Origin of the sequence: Streptomyces sp. NPDC050528 (assembly GCF_044457795.1) — a bacterium.
GTDB lineage: Bacteria > Actinomycetota > Actinomycetes > Streptomycetales > Streptomycetaceae > Streptomyces.
The window spans coordinates 58345-82817 of sequence record NZ_JBITHH010000008.1 but is presented as its reverse complement, the minus strand read 5'-3'; the positions used below and the strand labels follow the sequence as shown (position 1 = coordinate 82817).

Below are 24473 nucleotides of genomic sequence, written 5' to 3'. Positions count from 1 at the left end.
TCGGCCTCTCACTTGACGCCGGGGGTCGGCAGCGGATCGCGGCAGGAACCGCACGCCGTGAGGCCGATGTTGACCCACGCATGCTGAACCGGACTGTAGATGACGTTGGGAACCACGTCGGTGCGGAGCTCGCCGGTCGTGCTGGCAGCCACCATGACGAAGGCGTAGGGCACCGTGCGGTTCCCCTCGTACACGGGTTCCACGTGGTAGTGGACGTCGGCCCCGGACTCCACCTCCGCCCGCGTCGTGTCCTCGAACTCGCGCATGTTGCCGGACCGGCCGGGGTCGGTCGCATCCTGGCGGGCGGAATTCGTGGACCGGCCGCAGGTCGCCTCGTTGGCCAGGACACCTTCGCCGCCGAGCTGGTCGCCCAGCAGATGACAGGCGTTCACGGAGTACCTGGCGTCGGCGACACCCAGCCCCTTGGCGTATGTCTGGGCCCATTTGTAGCCGGGGACGCCGCGGGGGTTGGAGGCGGTGCCGCCGCCCAGGCTGCCGTCGGTGAGGCAGGCATCGACGCCGGTGGCCCGGTTGCCGTTGCCGGAGTCACGCTCGCCGTACTTGACCCATCCGGCGCCTCCGCATCCCTCCGACTCCTCGTCGGACGAGCCTCCGGAGAAGTAGAAGTTGCTCGACGACCCCAACGTGATCGCCGTCAGCGACGCCGCGATCTTCAGCTTCGTCAACGGGTCGACGTGCTTGAGATGCGCGCTGTGCGTGACGCTCAGCGTCGCCGTGCCGATCGATTTCGTGATCTTGATCGCGTGCGCCCTGATGGCCGCGCGTATCGCCGCGCGCCGGGCGGCGGCGATTCTGGCGGCCCGTGCGGCCTCTTCGGCGCGCTCCGCGACGGTGGTTCCACGCGAGGTGTACTCGTACGACGAACGGTAGGAGGACCGGTACGACGAGCGGCCGCCGCGGGAGGAGGAACGGGAGCCGCTCTCCTCTTCCTCCTCGTAGCGTTCCTCCTCGGCGCGTGCCTCCTCCCGCTTGGCGTTGTCGATGTCCTCCTCGTCGTCCTCGTAGGAGTAGTCGCTCTCCGATGCCTCGGCGGCCTCGTCGGCGGCCTCGCCCGCTTCCCAGCCCTCGTACGCCTCGTAGCCCTCCTCGATGCCCTCGGTCAGCAGCTCGGCGCCTTCGTAGAGGGCGATGCCCTCACCGATGCAGAGGTCCTCTATGCAGTGGCCGCTGGGGTCGGTGCTCGTCAGCGGGGCGTCGCCGCCGTAGGCGTACGGGTTGGCCGCGGTCGAGTCGCCCACCGCCGGGTTGTCGACCGTGTCGGCGGTGTCGAAGGAGCCTGTGGCGGGGGTGTACCAGCGGGCGTGCATGTCGACGGCGCCGGTGGTGGGGTCGGTGAACTCGCCCTGGTAGCCGAGATCGCCGGTGAGGCCACCGGCCGTGACGGTGCCCCAGGGGTCGTAGCTGGCGGAGTCGGTCAGGGCGGCGGCCGCGCCGGTGAACTGGCCGACGACGTCACCGTGCAGGTCGGTGAGGGCCAGGGTGGCTCCCGTGGGGCCGGACTCGCCGATCGCGGCGCCCTCGGCGTCCCTGCTGTAGGTGGTCGTACCGTCCGAGGCCACGGTGTTGCCGGTGCCGGAGTAGGCCAGCGTGGTCGCGCCCGCGGTGACGGCCCGGCCCAGCGCGTCGTAGGTGTACGACGTCGGGCCGGCGGTGATCTGCTGCCCGTAGGCGTCGAAGGTGTACGCCGTGGTGTCCTTCGACGCGAGGGTGCCGCGGGCCGTGTAGGCGTAGGTGTGGGTGCCGTCGGAGGTCAGCTCGTCACGGGCGTCGTACGCGTACGTGGTCGAGCCGGCTGTCAGGCGGTTGCCGTCGGCGTCGTACGTGTAGCCGGTGGTCGTGGAGCCCGAGGTCCAGGACGTCAGGCGGCCCGCCCAGTCGTAGCCGTAGGTGTTGCTCGACGCGCCCTGCACGCCGGTCGTGGTCTTCGACGTCAGGTCGCCGGCCGGGTCCCAGCCGTAGGAGGCCGAGGCGACCGTCGTGCCGGAGGCGGTGGCCAGCGTGTCGGAGGTCTCGCGGTGCTCGGCGTCGTAGCCGTAGGTGCGCACGTCGCCCGAGCCGCCGTAGGCGACGGTGTGGACCTGGGACAGGGAGTTGTACCCGTAGGTCAGGGTGGTCCCGGTGCTCGCGTCGGTGTCGGTGCTGAGCCGTCCGTCGGTGTCGTAGGTGTAGCTGCTCGTGCCGGAGGCGTCGGTGCGGGTGGCCGGGTTCTCGTCGGCGTCGTAGGTGAAGGACGAACTGCCCGCCTGGCCGGAGGTGGTGAGGATGTCTCCGAGGGCGTTGGTGTCGTAGTACTCCCAGGTGTTTCCGACGGCCGAGGCCACCATGTGGCCGTTGAGCGAGTAGGCGAAGCGCCGGTCGGCCGTGCTCGCGTCGGCGCCGGTACCGGACTGTGCGGTCAAGTCGTCCAGGGCGTCGTAGGTGTTGGTGAGGGTGACGCCGCCGGGGTCGGTCTGGGTGACGAGCCGGCCGCGCTCGTCGTAGGTGTAGCTCGTGGTGCGATCGGCGTCGCTGGTGTGGCCCGTGACCGCCGGGACCTCCTTGCTCGCGGGCAGACCGAGCGCGTTGTACGTGGAGTACGTGGTGTCGCCGTTGCCGTCGGTGTGGGCGGTCTGGTGTCCGGCCGCGTCGTAGCCGTACGTGGTGACGATGGAGGTGTTGTCGCTGACGGGTTCCGTCTGCTTCGTCAGGTCGCCGAGGTCGTCGTACTCGTAACTGGTCGTGTGCTGACGGGCGTCGGTGGTCGTCTTGAGGTGGCCGTCGTCGGTGTACGTCGCCGAGGTGGACGACAGCACGGTGCCGGAGGACGTCGTGTCCGCGGTCGCGGTCTTGCGGCCCGCCGCGTCGTAGGTCGCCGTCCGGACGCTCTGGTCCGGCAGGACGGTCTTGATGACGTCGTCGCGCAGGTCGTAGGTGTACGCGGTGGTGTCACCGGTCGTGTCGGAGCTGGTGAGGGTGCGGCCGAGCGCGTCGTAGGTGTAGGCGGCGGCGACCCCGGTGGCGGACGCGGTCCTGGCGACCCGGCCCGCGCTGTTGTACGTGGTGTCGGTCTCCTGCTTCGTCTGCGCGCTGGTGGAGGTGTACACGTAGGCCCAGGTGCTGCTGTCGCGGCCCAGGTCGTCGTAGGTGTGGTGGGTGACCGATCCGTAGGGCGAGGTCTCGGTCAGGCGGTCTCCGGCCAGGTCGTAGGAGTAGGTGAAGGTGCCGCGGGTGGCGGTGCCGGAGATGCTGATCGCCGGGTTGGTCTGCTGGACCAGGTCGCCCAACTGGTCGTAGGCGTAGTCGGTTTCGCCCTTGGCGTCGGTCTCGCTGAGGACGTTGCCGGCGGCGTCGTAGGTCCAGGCGGTGGTGGCGGAGGTGCCGTTGTACGAGGGGAGGGTGGTGCCGGTCTTCCGGCCGTCGCGGTCGTAGGCGGTCGCCGTGATGTGGCCGTTCGCGTCCTCGGCCGCGGTGCGGTCGCCGAAGGTGTCGTAGCCGTTGATCGTGGTCGGGTACGAGATCTCGGTCGCACCGGTGCCGGGCGCGGTGGTCGTGATCGCCGGGCTCGTCGTGGTGGTCGGCCGGCCGGCCTCGTCGTTGGCGTACGAGGTGACCTTGTTCTGGGCGTCCGTCGAGGTGACCTTCAGGCCGCGGTCGTCATAGGTGGCCTTGGTGGTGAGCGTCAGGGAGCTGGTGACGTACTGGGCGGCGGACAGCACGTCACCGGCCGCGTCGTAGGTGTACGTCAGCTTCTGCGCCGGGTCGCCTGCCGCGTCGGTCTGCGTCGAGGTCAGGATGTGGGAGTCGTCGTCGAAGGTGTAAGTCGTCGACTGGGCAAGCTTGTTGGGGTCCTCCGTGGTCGCCGTGGTGCGGTCGGCCGCGTCGATCGTGTACGTGGTGGTGAGCGAGCCGTTGGCGGTGGTCTTCGCGGTGAGGTTGCCGGCGTCGTCGTAGGAGTCCTGCTCGTCGACGGAGGTCGTGCCCGCGGAGCCGGTGGTGGTGATCTGCTTCGTCAGCCCGTTGTCGTAGTACGCGTACGTCGTGGTGACGCCGACGGCGTCGGTGATCGTGTGGAGGTGGCCGCCCGGGTCGTAGGTCCGCTGTTCCGTCAACTTGGCGACGGCCGTGTCGGAAGTGGCCGAGGAACCCGTGTAGTTGGTGAGGGTGGTGGTCAGCAGATTGCCGTTGGCGTCGTGGGTGAAGGCGTAGACCTGGCCACCGGCGTCTGTCTCGCCCTGCTTGTTGCCGTAGGCGTCGTAGGTGAAGGCGGTGGTGTGCTGTTCGGGGTCGGTGACGGTCTTCGGTTGGCCGAAGTCGTTGTAGACGGTGCTCGTGGTGCGGGCGGTGTCGCCGCCGGTGGTGTCGGAGACCGTGCTGGTGAGGGTGTTGCCGTCCGCGTCGTAGGTCTTGGTCGTCAGGGCGGTGTGGACGACCGCCTGGTTCACCGCGTTCGTCGTGCCCGGGTCGAGTTCGGTGAGGACACGGCCCAGCGGGTCGTAGGTGTAGTGGGTGACCAGGCCCGCCGGGTAGGTGTCGGAGATCTCGGTCTTCGTCAGGACGCGGCCGAGCGCGTCGTACGTGTACCGGGTGACCAGGCCCAACGGCGAGGTCTCCTGGGCGAGATCACCGTTCGCGAAGTAGACGTACGACGTCGTCGCACCGCCCGGTGTCACCGTCGAGGCGAGCAGACCGGCGGGAGCCGTGGTACCGGAGACATAACCGGCCGTGGTGGAGAGCGTGTACGTCTTCCTGGTCGTCAGGCCGGCGGTGTGGCCGGTGACGGGCGGGGTGATCGTGGTGAGCAGATTGCCGTTGGTGTCATAGGAGTTGGCGGTGCGGTAGGTGGTGTCCGTCGAGCTCGACGACCGTCCGTCGGACGAGGTCAGGAGCTTGTCGTTGCGCGGGTCCGTGTCGGAGTCGGCGTTGAGGTAGTAGGTGAAGTACGACGTCGAGCACAGGGAGTCCGACTGGTCCTGGCAGGTCGTGCGGGAGACCATGTCACCGCGGGAGTTGTGGCCGGTGGTGGTCACGTTCCCGTTGCCGTCGGTGGTCGTGTGGAGGAAGCCGGAGGTGTCGTAGCCGTACGACGTCGTGGCTCCGGTGCCGTCCGTGTCGGTCAGGATCCGGCCGCCGTTGGACAGGTCGTAGGTGCTGGTGAGGGTGTTGGCGCCGGGGTCGGTGACGTCGACGGACTCGGTGGCGATGGTGCCGGTGGACTGCTTGTAGGCGTTCCACTGGCCGGCGACCTGAGCCGACGTCAGATTGTGGTCGTAGAAGGCGACATCCGAGATGGAGCCCTTGAAGTAGCTGACGCTGCCGGGTGAGTCGAGCCAGCTCTTGGCGAAGCCCGCGCCGATGTAGGTGAGGGTGTTGGACTGGTCGGCCGGGGTGCCGGCGAACGTGTCCTGCTTGGTGCCGTCCAGGAACAGCGCCTGGCTGTCGACGTCGCAGCTGAGGACCGCGTAGTGCCACGCGTTGTCGGTGACCGTGCCGCTGGAGCCGAAGTCGGCGCTGCCCGAACCGCTCACGCTCCACCAATGGCCGTGCAGCTTGCCGTCCGAGCCGACGTAGAGGACGGGCGTCCAGCTGCCGGAGGCGTCGGTGGCCCCGTCGATCGCCGTGGACTGGTCGCCGATCAGCACGCCGGAGGTGGAGGTCTTGAACCAGATGCCGACACTGCGCTTGGTGTCGGTGTGCAGCAGGTCGGCCGGTACGGAGACGTACGAGCTGGAGCCGTCGAAGGACGCGGCCGTGTTCGCGGTGCTGTCCTTGGCGCTGAACGGGCCGCTGACGCCGAGGGTCACGTTGTTGTACGTGCCGTCGCCGCCGTTGACCTCGTCGGCCGCGTACGTGGCCGAACCGTCGTCGCTGTCGTCGCCCAACTGCCAGTACCCGGCCGGGTCCGCGCCCAGCACCGTGCCCCGGTAGACCGCGCTGGAGCCCGCCACGGTGGGCGTGCCGAGCTTCCAGGTGCCGCCCTTCTCGTCGGTGACCTGGGTCAGCCGGTCGGCGTCGGTGTCGTAGGCGACAGCCGCGCTGGTACGGCCGGCGGGGCTCGCCGCCTTGGTCAGCAGGGCCGCGCTGGTGGTGCCGTCGGCGTACAGGTCGTCGACCTGGGAGGCGGTGATGGGGTGGCTGTAGAAGGAGACGTCGGCGATGGAGCCGGTGAAGTAGCTGACGGCGCCGGGCGAGTCGAGCCAGGAGTCGGCGAAACCGGCGCCGATGTAGGTGTAGGCGTTGTCCTGGTCGTCGGGGGTGCCGGAGAAGGTGTCCTGCTTGGTGCCGTCCAGGTAGAGGGTCTGGGTGCTGCCGTCGGAGCTGAGCACGGCGTGGTGCCAGGTGTTGTCGGTGACCGTGCCGGTGGAGCCGAAGTCGGCGCTGCCCGAACCGCTCACGCTCCACCAGTGGCCGTGCAGCTTGCTGTCCGAGCCCACGTACAGGACCGGGGTCCAGGAGCCGGTGGCCTCTGTGCCGGCGACGGCCTTGGACTGATCGCCGATCAGGACGCCCTTCTTGGAGGTCTTGAACCACAGGGACAGGGCACGGGTGGTGCTGGCGTGGAGCAGTCCGGCGGGGACCTTCGCGTAGCCGGTGCCGGCGAGGGTCAGGGCCGTCGCCGTCGAGCCGGTGAGCGGGCCGGTGGTGGAGCCGAGCGTGGCGTTCTTGTAACTGCCCGCGTCCGTCTGCTCGTTGGCCAGCACGGAGGAGGCCGCGGTGGTGCTGCCGGACGGTTCGTCCAGGCGCCAGTAGCCGCTGGGGCCGGCGTCCAGGGCGGCGGAGGGGTAGTTGGAGCCCGCGATGTAGGTGTAGGCGTAGCACGAAGTCGACGCGGACGAGGGGCTGTTGGTGGCGGGCGGACACACGGAGGTGAGCTGGTCACCGGTGTAGCCGTAGGTCCACAGGGCCGCGGTGGAGGTGTCGCCGCCGGTGGCCGCGTCGGTGGTGACCGTGTGGACGTGGTAGTGCGCGGCGCCCGAGGGCTTGGTCCAGGCGAAGTGCAGCGTGCGGGCGGAGACGTCGTTCTTGATGGTGCTCAGCCGGTACGAGGAGTCGTAGGTGAGCGTCTCGGTCAGTCCGGCGTGCGTCTTGATCTGCGACAGCAGCCAGATGTTGGTGCCGCCCGGCGCGGCGAAGGTGTACGTCGTGCCCGAGGTCTCGGTCAGCGAGTAGCCGGCGGAGAGCGCCTTGAAGGTGCCGTAGGTGCCGGTCGGCGAGGTGTACCCGGAGGACGAGTAGCCCCAGCGTTCCTGTTTTCCGCCGTCGTCGGTGACCACCACGCTCTTGGAACCGTCGTCGTCCATCACCGCCCGCATGTCGGCGAGCGCCGACCAGCCCGCGCCGAAGGCTCCGGCGGTGCTGGTGTCCAGGGAGTTGTAGGAGCGGGTCACGTCCAGGGGCGGGCCGACGGTGGAGACGGAGGCGTCGGTGGCGGAGGTGGTGTAGTTGCCGGCCTCCTCGTCGTAGCCGTGACCGCCGTTCTGCGCCAGCCGGGAGGCGACCAGTGGCTGCGCCACCAGCGTCGACAGCGGTTGGCTGCCGCTCGTGGTCGTCGACCAGCCGTCGTTCGCCGACACCGTCCAGTAGTACGACGTCGACCAGTCCAAGTCCCCTGACGGCACGGTCCACTTGGCGGAGGACTGCCAGCCGGAGGTGTCGATCTGCTTGCCCGCCGAGGAGTACACCGCGAAGTCGTACTTCAGCGGAGTGGTGGGCCAGGAGTCCGGGTCGACCGCCTTGACCTGGAGCTGCGGTCGCAGGGAGGGGGAGGTGAAGTTCGCCTTGGGATAGGTGTGTTCGATGTCCGGCGCGGAGTTCTTGCTGTAGGTGACCGTGACGTACGGGGAGTGCGAGTCGACCTGGTCGGAGTCGAACTTCTTCCACTGGTAGGAGCTGGTCGCCGAACTGAACACGGACAGGCCGTAGTTGCTGGTCTGCCCCAGGGCGATCTTCTGGAAGTAGTCGGTGTCCAGGTCGGTGGTCTGCCACTGGCCGGTGCCGGTGGACACCGAGGTGTTCCCGCACACCGTGTCGGAGACCGTGCCCGACCAGGTCCCGATGGCGGCGGCCGTCGCGGGCCGGTCCGACCAGGACTTCTGGCCGGTCACCCACCACTGCTCGCTGATCGGGTACACGCTGTACGAGGTGGAGGAACTGCACGTGTACGCCCACACGTTGAACAGGTGCAGGTCGGCGTCGGTGATGTGGTAACCGTCGGTGTCCGGCAGCCCGAGGAACTTCATGAACGCCTGGCCGATGTACGAGCCGCCGTCCGGAGTGCCGACGCGCAGCATCGTGTCCGAGGAGTAGTCGGCGGTGTTCGGGTAGTACACGTACGTCGTGAGGTTCTGGCCGGAGGTCGACACCGTCATCGTCGGGTCGACGGTCACCGGGAAGGTGATGTCGGAGCCGGCGAGCCAGGAGGGATCCAGCGACATCTTCACGGCGGGGGTGCCGTCGACCTCGGTGACGCTGTAGGTCATGGCCCAGTTGTCGTGGGACTCGCCGGTGGTCGGGTCGACGTAGGCGTCACGCGCGAAGGGCTGCGGCAGCGTGGCCATGACCGTGCCGCTGCCGTCGACCAGTTCCACCGTGCCGTCGGACGCGGTGGTCAGGGTGAGGCCCTTGAGGGACATCGGGAAGACCCAGCTGGTCGGCGCGTTCGCCGAGGCCAGCACCAGGGACTCCTTCACACCGTTCGCGGTCGGCGCGAGAACGAGGTTCGTGTCGGTGAGGACGTCGTCGTACTCGACGCCGGAGCCGGAGGCCGTGCCGGTGACGGCGTTCGCACCGGCGAGCGACCAGGACACCGACTCCGAGTCGGAGAGCGTCAGGGTCGCCAGGTCGCCCTGGGCGGAGGTTCCGGAGCTGACGGTGGGGGTGGGAGTGGGAGTGGCCGTCGGATCGTCGGTGGCGTCGGCCTGGAGGGCGGAAGCGGTCCTGGCCTTGGTCTTGGCGTTGGTCTTCCAGGTCAGGGCGGCGGGTACGACCGAGCCGGCGCCGCTCCCCCGCAGCGCGGACTGCGTCACCGAGCCGTCCGTCGCCGTGGAGGACGCGAAGGAGACCCCGAGGGAGTTCGCCTTCTCGTGCCAGCGGCCGTCGGCACGCTTCGCGACGGCCGTGTCGATGGACTTCCAAGTACCGGCCGCGTCACGGTAGTTGATCCTGGACTGCGACATCTTCCGGGTGAAGGATCCGTCGGCGTTCTGGAAGTAGTCGAACTGTGCGCCGGACTTCGCGGCGACCCGCTTGCTCGTCTTCGCGTCGAAGCCGACGGATGCGTTGCCGGAACGTTCCTTCTTGGCCTGGGTGCTCGGTGCCTTCCAGGCGGCCAGTTGTCCCTTGCCCTTGCCCGGCGCCTTCCCGGACGGCCGTCCCTTGCCGGACTTCGCGGCACGGACGTCGTGGGCCGACCCGGTCCTGGACCGGGGCCCCGAACCGTCCGAGCCCGACAGCCACTTCCACACCTGGCCCAGCCCGGAGCCCAGCGAGGTTGACGGACGCGTCGCCGCGTAGGCCGCCCCGCCCTCCTGAGCCCAGAAGGTCACCAACAACGGAACGACAGCCAGCCACACACGCCACCGCACGAGCGGACGCACCCCACCCACCGACCTTTACGCATCGCACCACGACAGGAGCAGCCGATGCGTCAGGTCGTCCCCCGTGATCACGCGGGCTGCGGCACCAAGTTGTAAGCGCAGTGTGAAGCCAGGGGCAAGATCCCTTGTGAAGACCTGTGACGTCCCTTTGCCGAGCAAGGGGGCAAATCACAGGGTTGCGGCCCTCTGTTCACCGTGCCGCCACTCCGGAGCCATGTTCGCGGCGGACGGCGGTTCGCCGCCGGCCAAGGCGGCGGGAGTCGGCGGGTCGGAGGCCATCACACCGAACACCCGCTGTTCACCCACCCCCTCGTCATGTCGCCCACCCCCTCGTCATACGGATCCGGATGGCATCCTGGCCTCCATGGCCGGACCGATCGACCCTCCGCTCGCCGATGCCCAACTGACCGCCTTCATCAAGGCAGTTCGAGACGCCCCCGGGCCTCCCGCCCGTGCCGTGGGTGCGGCGGAGTTGCGCCGCGCGCAGCGACTCGGCGCCGAAGCCCGGCCGCCGGGACCCGGCCTCGCCCGCGTCGAGGATCTGACGGTCGGCTCGGCCGCCGTCGGAGCCCGCCTCTACCGGCCTTCGGTGGAGGGCGGGGCGCTCCTGGTGTTCTTCCATGGCGGGATGTGGACGATCGGCGATCTGGAGTCGCACGACCGGGCATGCCGCCGACTGGCGCTCGGTACCGGAACGGCCGTGCTGAGCGTCGACTTCCGGCGGGCTCCGGAGCACCCGTGGCCGGCCGCTGTCGACGACTGCGTGGATGCCGTGCGGTGGGCGGCGGCCGGCGGGGTGTCCGGAGCCGGGAGCGCGGGCCCGGTCGTCGTCATGGGTGACAGTTCCGGGGGCAACCTCGCCGCGCTCGCCTGCCTGCGCCTGCGTGACGAGGGCGGGCCGCTGCCCGCCGCCCAGATCCTGCTGTACCCCAACACCGATCTGACGCTCTCCCGCCCCAGCACGCGGTCGAAGGCCACGGGCTGGGGCCTGGCGACCGACGACGTCGCATGGGGTGCCGAGCAATGGGTCCCCGACCCGTCCCGGCGCGCCGATCCCGGGGTCAGCCCGCTGCACGCCGCCGATCTCGGCGGACTGCCGCCCACCGTCGTCGTCACCGCCGAGCACGATCCGCTGCGGGACGAGGGCGACGCCTATGCCGCTCGGCTGGCCGCCGCGAACGTCGCCGTCAGACATCGGTGCGAGGCCGGGATGGTCCACGGTTTCCTGACCCTCGACACCCTCTCGCCGGCCGCCGCGGCAGCGGGAGAGCGGGTCTTCGCGGACGTCACCGACCTGCTCGGCCACGCCCGCTGACTCCTCGTCGAGCAGCGGTCGCCTACCCGCGGTCCGGATCTGGTGCGGTGGTGTCACCCGGTACCGTTCCGGGCTTCGCGGAGAGGACTCCGGGCTTCGTGCAGGGGACTCCGGGCTTCGTGTAGAGGACTTCGCGGGCCTGCTCCGCGGCGCGGAGGATGCTCTCGCTGATGAAGTCGCTGAAGCGGGCGATGTTCTCCAGGCGGGCGGCGGCCTGGCTGTCCCGGCCGAGGACATCGACGCCCTGCCGCGCGATCTCGGCGACCTGGGCGGTACCGCGGGCGCTGGCGATCGTCGACTGGTACCAGACGTCGTCGTCAACGTAGTAGCGCTCGCGGCGGCGTTCGTCGCGTGACCGGCTGACGAGGCCCTGCTCTTCGAGGAAGGCGATCGCCTTGGACACGGACGCCGCGCTGACCTGGAGTCGCCGGACGAGTTCGGCCGCGGTGAGGCTCCCCGCGTCGGCGACGAAGAGGCAGGTCAGCACCCGAGCCGTCATCTTGGGCAGGCCCTGTTGCATCAGAAGGGTGGTGAACGCCTCCTCGTACTCGCGTACGGCTTCCTCGTCGCGCCCGGCGCCCTGGGCCGGCGCCCCCTGTCCCGGGGGCGGGGTGTGCCTGCGCCGGTGGGCGCGGCGTTCGGTGGCGCGGTGGGCCAGGTCGGCGCGGTAGGCGGTGGGGCCGCCGTTGCGCATCACCTCGCGCGTGATCGTCGAGGTCGGACGGTCGAGGCGGCGGGCGATCTCTGCGTAGGGGAGGCTGTCGGCCAGCCCCAGCGCGATCTGCCGGCGTTCCTGCTGGGTGAGCCTGCCTCCCGGCATCGCGGTCTCCTCGGTGATCCTTCGTGACGGTCCCTGATCCCTCTCACCATAGCGTTCATCCTCCGCCCATTGCGACGACCCGAGCGTCCGCTGTTGCATTACATTCAAGCTCGTTGCAACGATCCGCATGCTTTGAACTGCATCGATGCAGATTCCGTGCAACGAGCACGTTGCCTAATCCAGAAAGGCAACGTAGCGTTTCCGGTGTCAGAAACAACGAACCGACACCGGAGAACACGATGCAGAAGTTCGACACCCCCGCCCCGATCTCCGCCGTCCTGGACATCCCCGCCGGACGCGTCCAGTTCATCGCCGCGGACCGCGCCGACACCACCGTCGAGGTCCGGCCGGCCGACGCGTCCAAGAGCCGCGACAACAGGACCGCCGAGCGGACGGAGGTCTCCTACGCCGACGGTGTCCTGCGCATCACGACCCAGGCCCCCGACAACAAGCTCCTCGGCGCCTCCGGATCCCTGGAGGTCACCGTCCAGCTGCCCGCCGGCTCCCGTGTCGAGGCCACGGCCGCCGGTGCCGAACTCCGTGGCGTCGGACGCCTCGGTGACCTCGCCTTCGACGGCGCGTACCGCCGGATCAAGATCGACGAGGCCGCGAGCGTCCGGCTCACCGCGGTCGACGGCGACGTCGAGGTCGGCCGGCTGGGCGGCCCCGCCGAGATCAGCACCGCGAGGGGCGACATCCGGATCGCCGAGGCGGTGGGCGGCACGGTCGTGCTCCGCACCGAGTCCGGCGACATCACGGTCGGCGCCGCCGCCGGCGTCTCGGCCGCGCTGGACGCCGACACCGGCTACGGCCGCGTCAACAGCTCCCTCAAGAACGACGGCAGCACCGAGCTCGCCGTCCGCGCCACCACCTCCCGCGGTGACATCACCGCACGCAGCCTCTGAAGCAACGAACGCAAGCAGCACGGTCCGCCGAGCCCGGCGCGATCCACCCGCCGAGCCCGCACAGCCCGCAAGAAGCCGCCGTAGCAGACGCTCCACGTGACCAGGAGGAACAGGACATGACGAAGAACAGCACTTCCTCGACCGGTTCGAAGTGGACCGGCATGGTGCCGGTCGACGACACGGCCCTGGCCGTCACCGACACCGGCGGTCCCGGAATCCCCGTGGTCTATCTCAACGGCCAGTTCGCCACCCAGGGGTACTGGCGGCAGGTCATCGCCGAACTGGGGCCGGACTGGCGGCACATCACCTACGACGAGCGGGCCCGGGGCAGGAAGTCGAAGCGATCCGCGGACTACTCCTTCGAGGCCGCGGTCCGGGATGTCGACGCCGTCCTCGCGGCCCGGGGTGTGGACCGGGCGCTGGTGGTGGGCTGGTCCTACGGCGCGTTCGTCGCGGCGCACTGGGCCGCCCGCAACCCGGACCGCACGCTGGGCGCGGTCCTGGTCGACGGCGCGCAGCCGCACGACTGGCTGGACGAGGCCATGGAGCAGCGGATCCGGAAGACGTTCCGGCGGTTGAACCTGTTCATGCCGCTGCTGCGGCCGACGGGCCTGACCCCGCGGATGAACGCCGCGCAGATGGCGGAGAGCAACATCGAGCTCGGCAGGATCGCCCGCGAGCGCGAGTTGGGCCCCGTCCTGGACAGCATCACCGTCCCGGCGCGCTATGTGGTCGCTTCGGGGACCTCCCTCGGAAGCAAGGGCGACGAGCAGGAACTGATCCGCGCCAGCCTCGACGGGGTGGTCGCCCGCAACGCGAACATCGAGATCGGCGCGAAGGTCGCCAGCAATCACGACGCGATCCTCAAGAAGGACGCCCCGGCCGTCGCCGACGCCGTACGCGAGATCGCCGGCCTCGACCGCGACCGTCCGCCGCTTGGATGAGCCGCCGGTGGGTGTCTCAGTCGTCGTGGGCGACCGGCTCAGGGGCAGGGGCAGGGGCGGTGTCCAGGGCATCGAGGACCGCCTCGCCGTTCGCCCTCGCCCATTCGGTCAGGATGTGGATCGGGTCGATCAACGTCGCGCCGAGCGGGGTGAGTTCGTACTCGACACGGGGTGGTGCCTCGGCGTAGGCGTGGCGGTGGACGAGTCCGTGGCCTTGGAGTCGGCGGAGGGTCTGGGTGAGCACCTTGCGGGAGATGCCGCCGATCAGGTCGATCAACTCGCCGTGGCGCACGGGGCCTTGGCTGAGGCCGTAGAGCACGACCGCCGTCCACTTGTCGGCGATGAGTTCGACCGTCAGACGCGCCGGGCAGTCGGCGAGGAAGGACTCACCGGAACCGAAACCGCTCATGGCGCCCAAGGTACCTGGCGGTTCCTTTCGGAAACCTAGCCTGGGTTCTCTCCCCCTTTTCCCGAGCCAGGAGAGTCATGCGACCCATGCAACCCATGCGAGTCATCACCCAGCAGACGCTCGGCGGTCCCGAGGTGCTCACCGTCGTGGACGCGCCCGAGCCCCGGCCCCTGCCGACCGAGGTTCTCGTCCGTGTCAGGGCGATCGGGCTGAATCCGCTGGAGGCGCGTCTGCGTGCCGGCGAGTTCCCGCTGATCGGGCCGCCGCCGTTCGTCCTCGGCTGGGACATCAGCGGAGTGGTCGAACAGGCGCCGCAGACATGGCGGTTCAAGCCTGGCGACGAGGTGTTCGGGATGCCGTTGTTCCCGCGAGCGGCGAGCGCGTACGCCGAGGTCGTGGCGGCGCCGGCGTTGCACCTGGCGCGCAAGCCGGCGTCGCTCTCGCATGTCGAGGCGGCGGCGCTGCCGGTCGTCGGGCTGACGGCGTGGCAGGGCCTCGTCGACCTCGGGGGCGTGCGCGAGGGTGACCGCGTCCTGGTGCATGGCGGTGGGGGCGGGGTCGGCCATGTCGCCGTCCAGATCGCGAAAGCGCTCGGTGCGTATGTGATCGCGACCGCGAGCGGGAGCAAGCGGACGTTCGTCGAGGGGTTCGGTGCCGACGAGGTGATCGACTACACGGCGGTCGACTTCACCAAGGCGGTCCGCGACATCGACCTCGTGCTCGACACGATCGGCGGCGACAGCGTCGAGCGGTCGCTCGAAGTGCTGCGCCCCGGTGGGCACTTGGTGACCGCGGTCGCCGAGGAGGACGCGGAACTCGTCGCCCGGTACGAGGCCGCCGGCATGCGTTTCAGCGGCATCGCGGTCGACCCCGATCCGGTCGCGCTGCGCGGTCTCGTCGACCTCGTCGAACGGGGCGGGCTCCGGGTCCATGTGCAGGAGACGTTCCCGTTCGAGCGCGTCGCCGACGCACACCGGCTGCTCGACGCCGGTCACCTCCAGGGCAAGCTCGTCCTCACCGTGTGATCCCGTCGTGGGGCACTCGACCATCGCTTCGGCCCCTCGGGGCATCCGACTCCCGTCCTGGATGCCACGCGTCCGCCCCAGCCGGCCACCGCTCAACTCACGTGCAGGCCTAGTGTGTTGAGGGGCGTCGCCCTCCGTCCGACCGCCAAGGCGCAGCAAGGAGCACCAGTCCGTGAAGGTCGAGATCCAGCCGGACGTACGCGACATCGCCGCCCGGCTCGGGGCGGGTGTTCCCTACGCGCTGAAGGCTGTGGCCGGCCAGTTGGCCGACGACCCGGACATGGGCCGGCCCTCGGGGCTGCCCGGCATCCTGAACGTGACGGTCGACGGGGACATGTTCGAGGACTGCCCCGACCTGTCCCTCGGCTACATACGCGAGCCGGACCGTATAGAGATCCGGTTCCTGAGAGCGGCTCCCGCCAACGAACCCTCCGCCGAGCTCTCCACAGACGCCCACGAGCAGAGGCAAGAGCAGGGACGGGGACCACGGGGTCAGGGACAGGGACAGAGACAGGGACAGCTTGCCGACCCCGCCGCTGCCGCGCTCACCGTGAGGGAGGTCGCCGATGCCTGGTATCGCATCGTCGCCTGGCTCCAGACCAACGCCCCCGACTCCCACGCCGCGCTCCGCACCGGCGCCGGCCCTGCCGCCATCGCCGCTCTGGAAGAGGAACTCGGCATCCCGGTACCCGTCGAGCTGCGCGTCCTGTGGATGCTGAGCGCAGGTGACGACGGGGCCGATGGCCGGGGTTGCCTTCCGGGCAACATGGCTCTGATGAGTCTGGACTCCGTGGCCGCCTGCCATCGGCTGAAGACAGCTGCCCAGGCTCACCAGGACGCCCTCAACGCCAACCGCCCCGAGGAGGAGCGGATTACCGTATGGAAGGCGACCCGGATTCCGGTCGTCGCCCTGGGTCCGGCCGACAGCACCATGGGGTTGTATCTGGACGCCGCGACCGGCTACTTGGGCTCCTGGTCCCGCCACAACGAACCCCCCGGCGACGAACTCGACACCCTGGTCACGTACTTGGAAGAGACCGCCGACATGCTCGAAGCCCCCTCCCTCGCCACGCGCGACAAACCGGGCCTGATCGACGGGACGCTGGTGTGGCGCAGCGGCATCGACCCCGCACAGGAAAGCCGATGGCAGCCGGTGACCGACTGATCGACCGACCCGCCGACCGGCTGACCGGCCCCGAGAAGGCCGGCCCACCTCACTCGACGACAGAAGGAATCAACATGAGGATCGTGGTGATCGGAGCGACCGGCACCATCGGGCGTGCGGTCGCGGACGCGTTGGCGACCGGGCACGAGGTGATCCGGGCCTCGCGCAACAGCACCACCACACGGGTCGACCTTGAGACGCCAAGCTCCATCGACGCCCTGTTCGCGACTGTCGGTGCGGTGGACGCCGTCATCTGCTGTGCGGCCAGCGGCCGGTTGACCCCGCTCGACTCCCCCTCCGACGACGCGTTCACCCTCGGTCTCAAAGGCAAGTTGCTGGGCCAAGTGACGCTGTTGCGCCGGGCTCTGGAACACGTACGGGACGGCGGTTCCGTCACGCTCACCAGCGGCGTCTTTCAGGAGCCGACGCCGGGCAGTTCGTTCGGCGCGCTTGTCAATGCCGGACTGGAGGCGCTCGTTCAGGCCGCCGCCATCGAGATGCCCCGCGGGCTGAGGGTGAACGTCGTCAGCCCGGGATGGGTGACGGAGACACTCGAAGAGCTCGGCATGGACACCGAGGGAGGCACGCCCGTGAGCGATGTCGCCGACGCCTACGTCGAGGCTGTCACGGGCGAGATGCAGGGGCGGGTCCTGACGCCTTCGTCGCGGTGACAGCCGGGTGTCAGTGACAGCTGCCAGGTGTCAGTCACCGCCCGTTTCGTGAGGTCAGCGCACCTTGCGGAACGTCTCGCGGACGTCACCGACGTAGGCCTCCGGGTTTTCGCAGTGCCCGAAGTGGCCGCCCTGTCATGGGCGTTGACGTTGACCGCGTAGAACATGTCGCGGGTGAGGCTGTTCTCGAAGGCGGCGATGCGTCCTTCGACGGTGGTGACGTGGGAGGCGTACGTGGCGTGCAACTTGAGGATGTCCGCGCGGAGTTGGGGCGACGCGTCCGCGGGAATCGGCTCGCCCGCCGTGAGGTCCCAGAGGCGCTCGTGCTGGAGCATGCCCGGGGGCAGATCGTGGCCGTAGTGCAGGGCGATGACGCTGTCGTTGTACTTGTGGCCGAGCACGCTGTTGACGAGGGCGCCGTAGTCGGAGCCCAGTGACCCGTACTTCTCGTAGCCCAGGACGTCGGTCATGAGCCTGTGCAGGATGTCGGCGGTCTTCCACTAGTTGAGGTCGCCCCGGGTGACGGGGGTGGACCACACGAAGCCGGGCAGGGTCGGCAGCGGAGTCGGGTTCGGTCTCTTGCCGGGCTTGCGAACGAAGTGGACGGGGTGCCGTCGATCTCCACCTCCACCTTGTACTGGCCGTAGCCGTTCAGCCGAGCCTCCACCGCCCGCCAGTCGAAACCGTCGGCCCGGTACTCGACCAGCGGCCTGAGGTAGGCCGTACGCCGGCGCCGCACGACGGCCTCGCGCCAATGACCGAGGCCTCACATGGACCTCATAGTCCAACCCTGGGCCGCCAAACAAGGACTGCAAAGTCCAATCTTCAGCCCGACACCTCCCCCTGACGCCTCCGCTCCCCCAGTCCGACCTCGACTACGACCACGACCACGCACATACGACCACGCCTACGACTTCGGCACCACAGACCTCATCGGCTCGATCGCAGCCGTAAGCGCCGCCTCCAAATACTCGATCCGATCCGTCATCTGCAGCAGCACCACACCCCCCTGAACCGCCGCCAGAACACTCCGCGCACAACCGACCGCCGCCCTGCGGTCGGCCAGCATCGCCCCCGTACCGCGCAGCAGGGCCGCCTCCCACGTCGCGAACAGATCCGAGACCACCGTTCGCGCGTCGGCGGACGACTTGCCGAGTTCAGACGTAAGGCTCCCCAACGGACAGCGGCGCCCCAGCTCGCCGTAGTGACGAAGCACCGCCTTGCGCCACGCCTGCCAGGCCTCCCAGGTCGTCAGCTCGTCCAGATGGGGCCGCTGCGCCTCCAGGACCTGGTCCGCCTCATGCCGGGCGACCGCCACGAGCATGTCGATCCGGCCGTCCGGAAAGTAGTGGAAGAGCTGGCTCTTGCTCGTCGACGTCGCGGCCCGCACATCGTCCAGGGTCGTCTCCGCCGCACCCTTCTCCCGGATCAACAGGGCGGCCGCGACCACGATGCGGTGCCGTGTGGCCAGGCCTTTGGCGGTCATGCCTCGATTCATGCACCCATCATCCCACCCGGCCGGACACAATCTGGACTTGAAAGTCCAATCTTTCCGCCCTACGGTGACACCCGGGCCCCGGCGGAACACCAAGCAACCAAACAACCAAGCAACGGAGTGGAACATGTCGATGCGCCTTGAGGGCAGGACCGCCCTGGTCACCGGGTCGACCAGCAACATCGGCCGGGCGATCGCGGAGGCCTTCGCCCGCGAGGGGGCCTACGTCGCCGTCTCCGGCCGGAGTGCCGAGCGCGGCCGGGAGGTCGTCGACGGGATCCGCGCACGCGGCGGCCGTGCCGACTTCGTGCAGGCCGACCTGGACGGCAGCGCCGCGGCCTCGCGGACACTGGCCGAGGAGGCGACACGGGTCCTCGGCGGCCGGATCGACATCCTGGTCAACAACGCCGGCATCTTCCCCCAGACCGCCACGGCGTCCACCGACGAGAAGACCTTCGACCAGGTCTACGCCGTGAACGTGAAGGCCCCGTTCTTCCTGACCGCGGCCGTCGCCCCCGCCATGGTGGAGGCCGGCGGCGGGGTGATCGTCAACCTCGGTTCCTGGATCGCCCGCCTGGGCATTCCCAGCGCCCTCTACAGCTCCACCAAGGGCGCCGTTGAGACACTGACCCGGGCCTGGGCGGCGGAGTTCGGGCCGCAGGGCGTGCGCGTGAACGCGATCTCCCCGGGCGTGGTGCTGGCCTTGGCACCGGGGGAAACCCACCCTGCCGAGGTCATGATGAAGGGCACCCCCGCGGGCCGGATGGGCACCCCCGAGGAGATCGCGAACGCCGCCGTGTACCTGGCCGGCGACGACTCCTCGTTCGTGCACGGCATCGTGCTCGACGTCGACGGCGGCCGCACCACCGCCGCGGTCATCGCCAACTGACACTCACCACGCCTACGGCACCCCCGCCTCGAACAGCACATACCCGGCGTACGACCCCGACGCGATGGCCGTCATCCCCAGCAGCAGGCACAGCACGGGCAGTTGGAGGGTGCGGAGCTTGACGGCCAGCGGGATGAAGAGGGGAAAGCACGGGAGGAGATAGCGGGAGACGTTGCCGAAGATCTGCTGGCTGCCCAGGACCAGGGCGAGGGTGAGCAGGGTGTAGACGGTGAGGACGACCGGTGGGCGCAAGCGGATCAGGAGGGGGATCAGGAGTGCGGCCAGCAGGACGGTGAGCGCGGCGATGGTGTCCTCGAAGGGGGACGCGAACAGGTAGTCGAAGCGGCCGACGGCCATGGAGCTGAAGACGTCGGCGGTCTGCTTGCCGTAGTCGAAGGTGTGTCCCCAGGCGCCCTTCTGGAGCGCGAAGTAGCCGGCCAGGTTGCCCATGCGGTTGCCGACCCAGAGGAGGTAGCCGGTCAGGCCGAGCGGCGCGATCGCCATCGCGGTCCATGGGCCCGCGAGGTTCTCCTGGCGGCGGTGGAGTGTCTGGAGCGCGGCGACGATCAGGGCGGCGATGAGGGCGACGGCCGTGGGGCGGTTGAGTCCTGCGGCGAAGGTGAGGACGCCCGCGGTGAGCCAGCGGTCGGTCATGACGGCGTGGCAGGCCCAGACCGCGAGGGCGATGTAGAGGGACTCCGAGTACACCGACCACTCCATGCCGGAGCCGGGCCAGACCGCCCACAGCCCGGCGGCGGCCAGTCCCGCCCGCCGCCCGCCGAACCGGGCGGTGACGGCGTAGATGCCGAGCGCGGCGGCGAACGACGCGACGACCGAGACCAGCATCCCGGAGCCGTACAGGCCCAGGCCCGTACAGGCGGAGACCAGTCGCATCGTCGCGGGGTAGAGCGGGAAGAAGGCCGCCGAGTTGCCTTCGAGGGTGATCAGTCCGGTGGCGCCGGGGACGTGGACGAGCGCGGGGTGGTAGCCGTGCGCGGCGATCTGCTGGTACCACCAGCCGTCCCAGGTGGCGAGTACGTCCCAGACGTGGGCGCCGCCGCCGAAGCGCGGGTTCCTCGTCCGGAAGCCGCCGTCGGAGTCCAGCAGGTACATGAACACGGAGAAACCGATGAGCTTCAGTACGCCGTACAGCGCGAGCACCGGGCCGTAGTGGCGGACCGCGCGGCGCAGGAAATCACCAACATCCCTGCGGGACAGGTCAGTTGTTGGCTGTGCGACCGGCGGGGTCATCGTCGTCGTGTCGCTCATGTCGCCGTCGCCTCCGCCTCCGCCTCGCCGCGACGCCCTGCCGGGAACACCCAGGCCCGGAAGAGCAGGAACCGTACGAGAGTTGCCGCCAGGTTGGCGGCCACCAGGACCCCGACCTCCGTGGTGCGTGCGGGTGTTGGGGTCGTGCGGTGCAGGAGCGCGAGGGAGCCGCTGGTGAGGGCGAGGCCCAGCGTGAAGACCAGGAGGCCCTGGGCCTGGTGGCGGAGGGCGCCGGTACGGCCGCGCAGTCCGAACGTCAGGCGGCGGTTCGCGGCCGTGTTGGCGAGGGCGCAGAGCAGCAACGCCAGCGCGTTGGCGGCCTGGCCGCCCGCCGCCGGGCGCAACGCGACGTACAGCAGGACGTATCCGACGGAGCTGACCGCGCCCACGGCGGCGAAGCGCAGGAGTTGGGCGGCCAGTCCGGCCGGGCGCGAGCCGTCGGTGGCGGCCCGGCGCAGACCTGCCGTCGGGAGCGTGCCGCGCGCCAACTCCCGTCCCATGCGGGCGATTCCGCGCAGGTCGGCCAGTGCCGTGGAGAGGATGTCGACCCGGCTGTCGGGGTCGTCCACCCAGTCGACCGGCACTTCGTGGATGCGCAGTCCGGCCCGTTCGGCGATCACCAGCAGTTCGGTGTCGAAGAACCACCCCGAGTCCTTCACCAGGGGCAGCAGCCGCTCGGCGACATCACGCCGTACCGCCTTGAAACCGCACTGCGCGTCGGAGAAGCCGACGGCGAGGGTGGACCTCAACAGGGCGTTGTAGCAACGGGAGATGGCCTCGCGCTTGGGGCCGCGCACCACCTGGGAACCGCGGGCCAGACGGGTGCCGATCGCGATGTCGGAGTGGCCGGAGATCAGCGGGGCGACCAGCGGGAGGAGCGCCGCCAGGTCGGTCGAGAGGTCGACGTCGACGTAGGCGAGGACGGGTGCCCGTGACGCGGACCAGGCCGTGCGCAGGGCCCGGCCCCGGCCCTTCTCGACGAGCCGGAGCCACGCCAACTCGGGCAGTTCGGCGGCCAGTCGGGCCGCGATGCGCGGGGTTCCGTCCGTGCTCGCGTTGTCCGCGACCGTGATGCGGAACGGGTACGGGAACGTCTCCAGCAGGTGTGCGTGCAGCCGCCGTACGCTCGGTTCGAGGTCCTTCTCCTCGTTGAACACGGGGACGACCACGTCGAGGACCGGCTCTCGGTGGTGTGCCGACACCGGTGTGCGGAGCGGTAGTTGGCCCATCCGACTCATCAGCTTTGTCACGTTCCGTCCAGGTATGGTCGCTGGCGCAGGGCATGCCGGTATCGCCTGTCGGCAGTGCTGCGGTCAGGGCTTACGGGTGGGGGTGGTCGGCCGGACGGGCTATTCGATGCCTGTCGCGCCCGCGGACGCGGAGGTCTCCGTCGCCGGGGGTGTCGTGGTCGAACTCGTCGAACTCGTCGAAGTGCCGTGCACCGTGGACGAGTTGGCCGTCCCCGTGCTCGACGGCGGCGGGGGCGTGTCGGTCGAGGGCGGGTCCGAGGACGAGGCCGTCGAACTCCCGGTCGGGGTCATGGACGGGGTGGGTGCCTCGGTGGTGCGGGTGGGTGTGGGGCTGGTGGTCCCGCTCGGGGTCGTGTCCGGTGTCAGGGTCGGGGTGGGGCCCGGGAGGGTCGGGCTCAGGGCGGGTCGGGGCAGGGGGGCCTGCGGCCTGTTGTCCACCTGGTCGTGGGGCAGCAGGAAGAAGGCGAGGCCGATTCCGGCGACCGCGAGGGCGGAACCGACCGCCCTCTGTGCCACGCGGACCCGGCGCCGGGCCCGCACGCCGGACCGGAGACGGGCCTGGTGCCTGGCTTCGAAGGGGGTCACCTTCTGGGAGTCGCGCATCATCCGCGCGAGCTCCCGCTCGAACTGGTCGAAGTGGTCCATCAACTCCCCCTCATCCCACCGACTCGATGACATCGCCGAGGATCCGGCGCAGCCGCGCCACGCCCCGCGACGCATGGGACCGGGCGGTGCCGACCGGACACCCCAGCACTTCGGCGACCTGCCGGTCGGGCAGGTCCTGGTAGTAGCGCAGGACCACGGCGGCCCGTTGCGCGGGCGGCAGTTGGGCCAGCGCCGCCTCCAGCCGGGAGCGCTCCGCCACGGCGGCGGACACGTCGTCGAGGGCCGCGAGGTCGGGCAGCTGCTCGACCGGACGCTCACCCCACCAGCGCCGCCGCGCCGAACGGGCCGCCGCCCGCGCCAGGATCTTGCGCACGTACGGCTCGGGTGCCTCCTCGCCGATCCGCGGCCAGGCGAACCAGAGCTTGACCATGGCCTCCTGGAGCAGGTCCTCGGCGCGGTGCCGATCGCCTCCCACGAGCAGACAGGCCAGATGGAACAACGCCGACCAGCGGGCTGCCACGAACCCGTCGAACCCCTCGGCCCGACTCTGTTCCATCCGTACCGTCCACCGTCCCCGTTTCGGGCAAGCCCCTTACACAGAGAGAAAGGCCGTTGACCCCGTACCGCGCTGCACTTGGGAGCTGTGATCCGGGTTACATCCCGTTCGGGGTGCGGTGGTCAAGAGTGCGTCATGTGCGTTCCCGGCTGAGAGGGGCGGGGCCGGCGGACGTATGGGGAGAGCGAGCAGGCAGTACGCACGATCCCCGACGAAGGGCACTTCCTTGATCCCGCGACGCATTGTCCTGAGCCTCGTCGCAGGCCTCGCCTCCACGCTGCTGCTGGGGGCGTGCGGTTCCTCGAACAGCGCCGGTTCCGGCGGCACGGCCACGGTGGCCCCGGCCGCGTCGGCTCCCACGGCCCCGGCGACGGCCGCCTCGACACCGGCCGCCGGCGCCACGACCACGGCGTACACCGTGACGGCCAAGACGGTCGACGGCGTGGGCACGGTGGTCACCGACACGAACGGAATGACCCTCTACCGCTACGACAAGGACGAGCCGAACCCGTCCAAGTGGACCTGCTCCGGAGCGTGCGTGAAGACGTGGATACCGGTGATCGTGCCGGAATCCGTGCAGACCTCGGGAGTCGAGAAGAGCCTCCTCGGCACGGTCCACCGCGACGGCCAACCGCAACTCACGCTCGCCGGCTGGCCGTTGTACCGGTACGTCGGCGACACGGCGGCCGGACAGGCCAACGGCCAGGGCAAGGACGGCGCGTGGTACGCCGTCGCCCCGTCCGGACAGAAGACCACCGCGACGGGCTGACCCTCAGTCCCGCTGGTGACCTCAGTCCTTGTGGTCGGGGGCGATCCGCTCCACGAGCCGCAGCAGCGCCGACCACGCGAACTCGTACGCCTTGTCGTCCTGAAGGTCCGAACTGTCGTCCTCACCGGCGAGTTGACGGGCTGCCAGTTCGCAGACGTCGGGGTCGGGGACGACCAGCGGAGCGCCTGCCGCCGTGGCCGCGGTCTGGATCTCGCAGGCCTTGTCCAGGTAGTACATGCGCAGAAACGCCTGCGCGGGGGTCTCGCCTACGGTGAGCAGGCCGTGGTTGCGCAGGATCATCGCGGGGTGGCTCCCCAAGTCGGCGACCAGGCGCCGCTGTTCGGCGAGGTTGAGGGCGACGCCCTCGTAGTCGTGGTAGCCGAGCCTGCCGTAGAACTCCATGGAGATCTGGTTGAGCGGGAGCAGGCCGTGTTCCTGGGCGGCGACCGCGCAGCCCGCCCTGGTGTGGGTGTGCAGGACGCACTGGGCGTCGGGGCGGGCGGCGTGGACGGCGCTGTGGATGACGAACCCGGCCGGGTTGACGGGGTGTTGGGAGTCTTCGACGGCGTGGCCGGACAGGTCGATCTTGACGAGGTTCGACGCGGTGACCTCCTCGAAGAGAAGGCCGTACGGGTTGATCAGGAAGTGGTGTTCGGGGCCCGGGAGGCGGACCGAGATGTGCGTGAAGATCAGGTCGGTCATCCGGAAGTGCGCCACGAGCCGGTAGACCGCGGCGAGTTCGCGGCGCAGCCGGAGTTCTTCCGAGGGGACAGTGGTGGCGTACATGGGGAC

19 protein-coding genes are annotated in these 24473 nt (G+C 69.8%); 8 read left to right on the top strand and 11 right to left on the bottom strand.

Going from position 1 to position 24473, the window contains the following annotated elements:
• Window positions 1-8: 8 nt before the first annotated feature.
• A complete protein-coding gene (locus ACIBK4_RS27025; protein WP_398998413.1) occupies window positions 9-9581 on the bottom strand; it encodes a LamG-like jellyroll fold domain-containing protein in 9573 nt (3190 codons plus the stop codon).
• Window positions 9582-9957: 376 nt separating this feature from the next.
• On the opposite strand from ACIBK4_RS27025, the gene ACIBK4_RS27020 reads away from it, so the two are divergent.
• Entirely contained in the window at window positions 9958-10908 is a 951-nt protein-coding gene (locus ACIBK4_RS27020; protein WP_398998411.1) for an alpha/beta hydrolase, read from the top strand.
• Between the two features lie 22 nt (window positions 10909-10930).
• Here the strand turns inward: ACIBK4_RS27020 and ACIBK4_RS27015 are convergent, their stop codons facing one another.
• The gene (locus ACIBK4_RS27015) at window positions 10931-11728 is read right to left on the bottom strand and encodes a helix-turn-helix domain-containing protein (protein WP_398998408.1); all 798 of its coding nucleotides are present in this window, start codon (window positions 11726-11728) and stop codon (window positions 10931-10933) included.
• A gap of 239 nt (window positions 11729-11967) precedes the next feature.
• Here ACIBK4_RS27015 and ACIBK4_RS27010 point away from each other — a divergent pair, with 239 nt between their 5' ends.
• A complete protein-coding gene (locus ACIBK4_RS27010) occupies window positions 11968-12633 on the top strand; it encodes a DUF4097 family beta strand repeat-containing protein (RefSeq protein WP_398998406.1) in 666 nt (221 codons plus the stop codon).
• A 116-nt stretch (window positions 12634-12749) separates the two neighbouring features.
• Complete coding sequence (locus ACIBK4_RS27005; protein ID WP_398998404.1) at window positions 12750-13577, top strand: alpha/beta fold hydrolase; 828 nt, start codon at window positions 12750-12752, stop codon at window positions 13575-13577.
• A 16-nt stretch (window positions 13578-13593) separates the two neighbouring features.
• Here the strand turns inward: ACIBK4_RS27005 and ACIBK4_RS27000 are convergent, their stop codons facing one another.
• Entirely contained in the window at window positions 13594-13986 is a 393-nt protein-coding gene (locus ACIBK4_RS27000; protein ID WP_398998402.1) for a winged helix-turn-helix transcriptional regulator, read from the bottom strand.
• A gap of 95 nt (window positions 13987-14081) precedes the next feature.
• Here ACIBK4_RS27000 and ACIBK4_RS26995 point away from each other — a divergent pair, with 95 nt between their 5' ends.
• The 3 genes from ACIBK4_RS26995 (at window position 14082) to ACIBK4_RS26985 (ending at window position 16847) form a co-directional block, all read left to right on the top strand.
• Entirely contained in the window at window positions 14082-15011 is a 930-nt protein-coding gene (locus tag ACIBK4_RS26995) for an NADP-dependent oxidoreductase (protein ID WP_398999200.1), read from the top strand.
• 172 nt (window positions 15012-15183) lie between these two features.
• Window positions 15184-16176, top strand: coding sequence for a hypothetical protein (locus ACIBK4_RS26990; protein ID WP_398998400.1), 993 nt, complete (start codon window positions 15184-15186; stop codon window positions 16174-16176).
• A 74-nt stretch (window positions 16177-16250) separates the two neighbouring features.
• The gene (locus ACIBK4_RS26985) at window positions 16251-16847 is read left to right on the top strand and encodes a short chain dehydrogenase (protein WP_398999198.1); all 597 of its coding nucleotides are present in this window, start codon (window positions 16251-16253) and stop codon (window positions 16845-16847) included.
• On the opposite strand, the gene ACIBK4_RS26980 is transcribed toward ACIBK4_RS26985, so the two are convergent.
• The 3 genes from ACIBK4_RS26980 to ACIBK4_RS26970 form a co-directional block, all read right to left on the bottom strand.
• The gene (locus tag ACIBK4_RS26980; RefSeq protein ID WP_398998398.1) at window positions 16787-17317 is read right to left on the bottom strand and encodes a hypothetical protein; all 531 of its coding nucleotides are present in this window, start codon (window positions 17315-17317) and stop codon (window positions 16787-16789) included. The two genes, ACIBK4_RS26985 and ACIBK4_RS26980, sit on opposite strands and share 61 nt — an antisense overlap.
• Entirely contained in the window at window positions 17314-17586 is a 273-nt protein-coding gene (locus tag ACIBK4_RS26975) for an epoxide hydrolase N-terminal domain-containing protein (protein WP_398998396.1), read from the bottom strand. Before ACIBK4_RS26975 ends, ACIBK4_RS26980 begins: the two co-directional genes overlap by 4 nt.
• Before the next feature lie 168 nt (window positions 17587-17754).
• Entirely contained in the window at window positions 17755-18333 is a 579-nt protein-coding gene (locus tag ACIBK4_RS26970) for a TetR/AcrR family transcriptional regulator (protein ID WP_398998394.1), read from the bottom strand.
• Window positions 18334-18469: 136 nt separating this feature from the next.
• On the opposite strand from ACIBK4_RS26970, the gene ACIBK4_RS26965 reads away from it, so the two are divergent.
• Complete coding sequence (locus tag ACIBK4_RS26965; protein WP_398998392.1) at window positions 18470-19231, top strand: SDR family NAD(P)-dependent oxidoreductase; 762 nt, start codon at window positions 18470-18472, stop codon at window positions 19229-19231.
• A 12-nt stretch (window positions 19232-19243) separates the two neighbouring features.
• Here the strand turns inward: ACIBK4_RS26965 and ACIBK4_RS26960 are convergent, their stop codons facing one another.
• The 4 genes from ACIBK4_RS26960 to ACIBK4_RS26945 form a co-directional block, all read right to left on the bottom strand.
• Window positions 19244-20500, bottom strand: coding sequence for a hypothetical protein (locus ACIBK4_RS26960; protein WP_398998390.1), 1257 nt, complete (start codon window positions 20498-20500; stop codon window positions 19244-19246).
• Entirely contained in the window at window positions 20497-21729 is a 1233-nt protein-coding gene (locus ACIBK4_RS26955; RefSeq protein WP_398999196.1) for a glycosyltransferase, read from the bottom strand. Before ACIBK4_RS26955 ends, ACIBK4_RS26960 begins: the two co-directional genes overlap by 4 nt.
• Window positions 21730-21849: 120 nt before the next feature.
• Window positions 21850-22395 (bottom strand): hypothetical protein, encoded by a 546-nt coding sequence (locus ACIBK4_RS26950; RefSeq protein WP_398998388.1) that lies wholly within the window; start codon window positions 22393-22395, stop codon window positions 21850-21852.
• A gap of 10 nt (window positions 22396-22405) precedes the next feature.
• A complete protein-coding gene (locus ACIBK4_RS26945) occupies window positions 22406-22912 on the bottom strand; it encodes a SigE family RNA polymerase sigma factor (RefSeq protein ID WP_398998386.1) in 507 nt (168 codons plus the stop codon).
• A 226-nt stretch (window positions 22913-23138) separates the two neighbouring features.
• Here ACIBK4_RS26945 and ACIBK4_RS26940 point away from each other — a divergent pair, with 226 nt between their 5' ends.
• Complete coding sequence (locus ACIBK4_RS26940; RefSeq protein WP_398998384.1) at window positions 23139-23681, top strand: hypothetical protein; 543 nt, start codon at window positions 23139-23141, stop codon at window positions 23679-23681.
• 21 nt (window positions 23682-23702) lie between these two features.
• Here ACIBK4_RS26940 and ACIBK4_RS26935 read toward each other — a convergent pair whose 3' ends face one another.
• Window positions 23703-24467, bottom strand: coding sequence for a class II aldolase/adducin family protein (locus tag ACIBK4_RS26935; protein WP_398998382.1), 765 nt, complete (start codon window positions 24465-24467; stop codon window positions 23703-23705).
• Window positions 24468-24473: the final 6 nt, after the last annotated feature.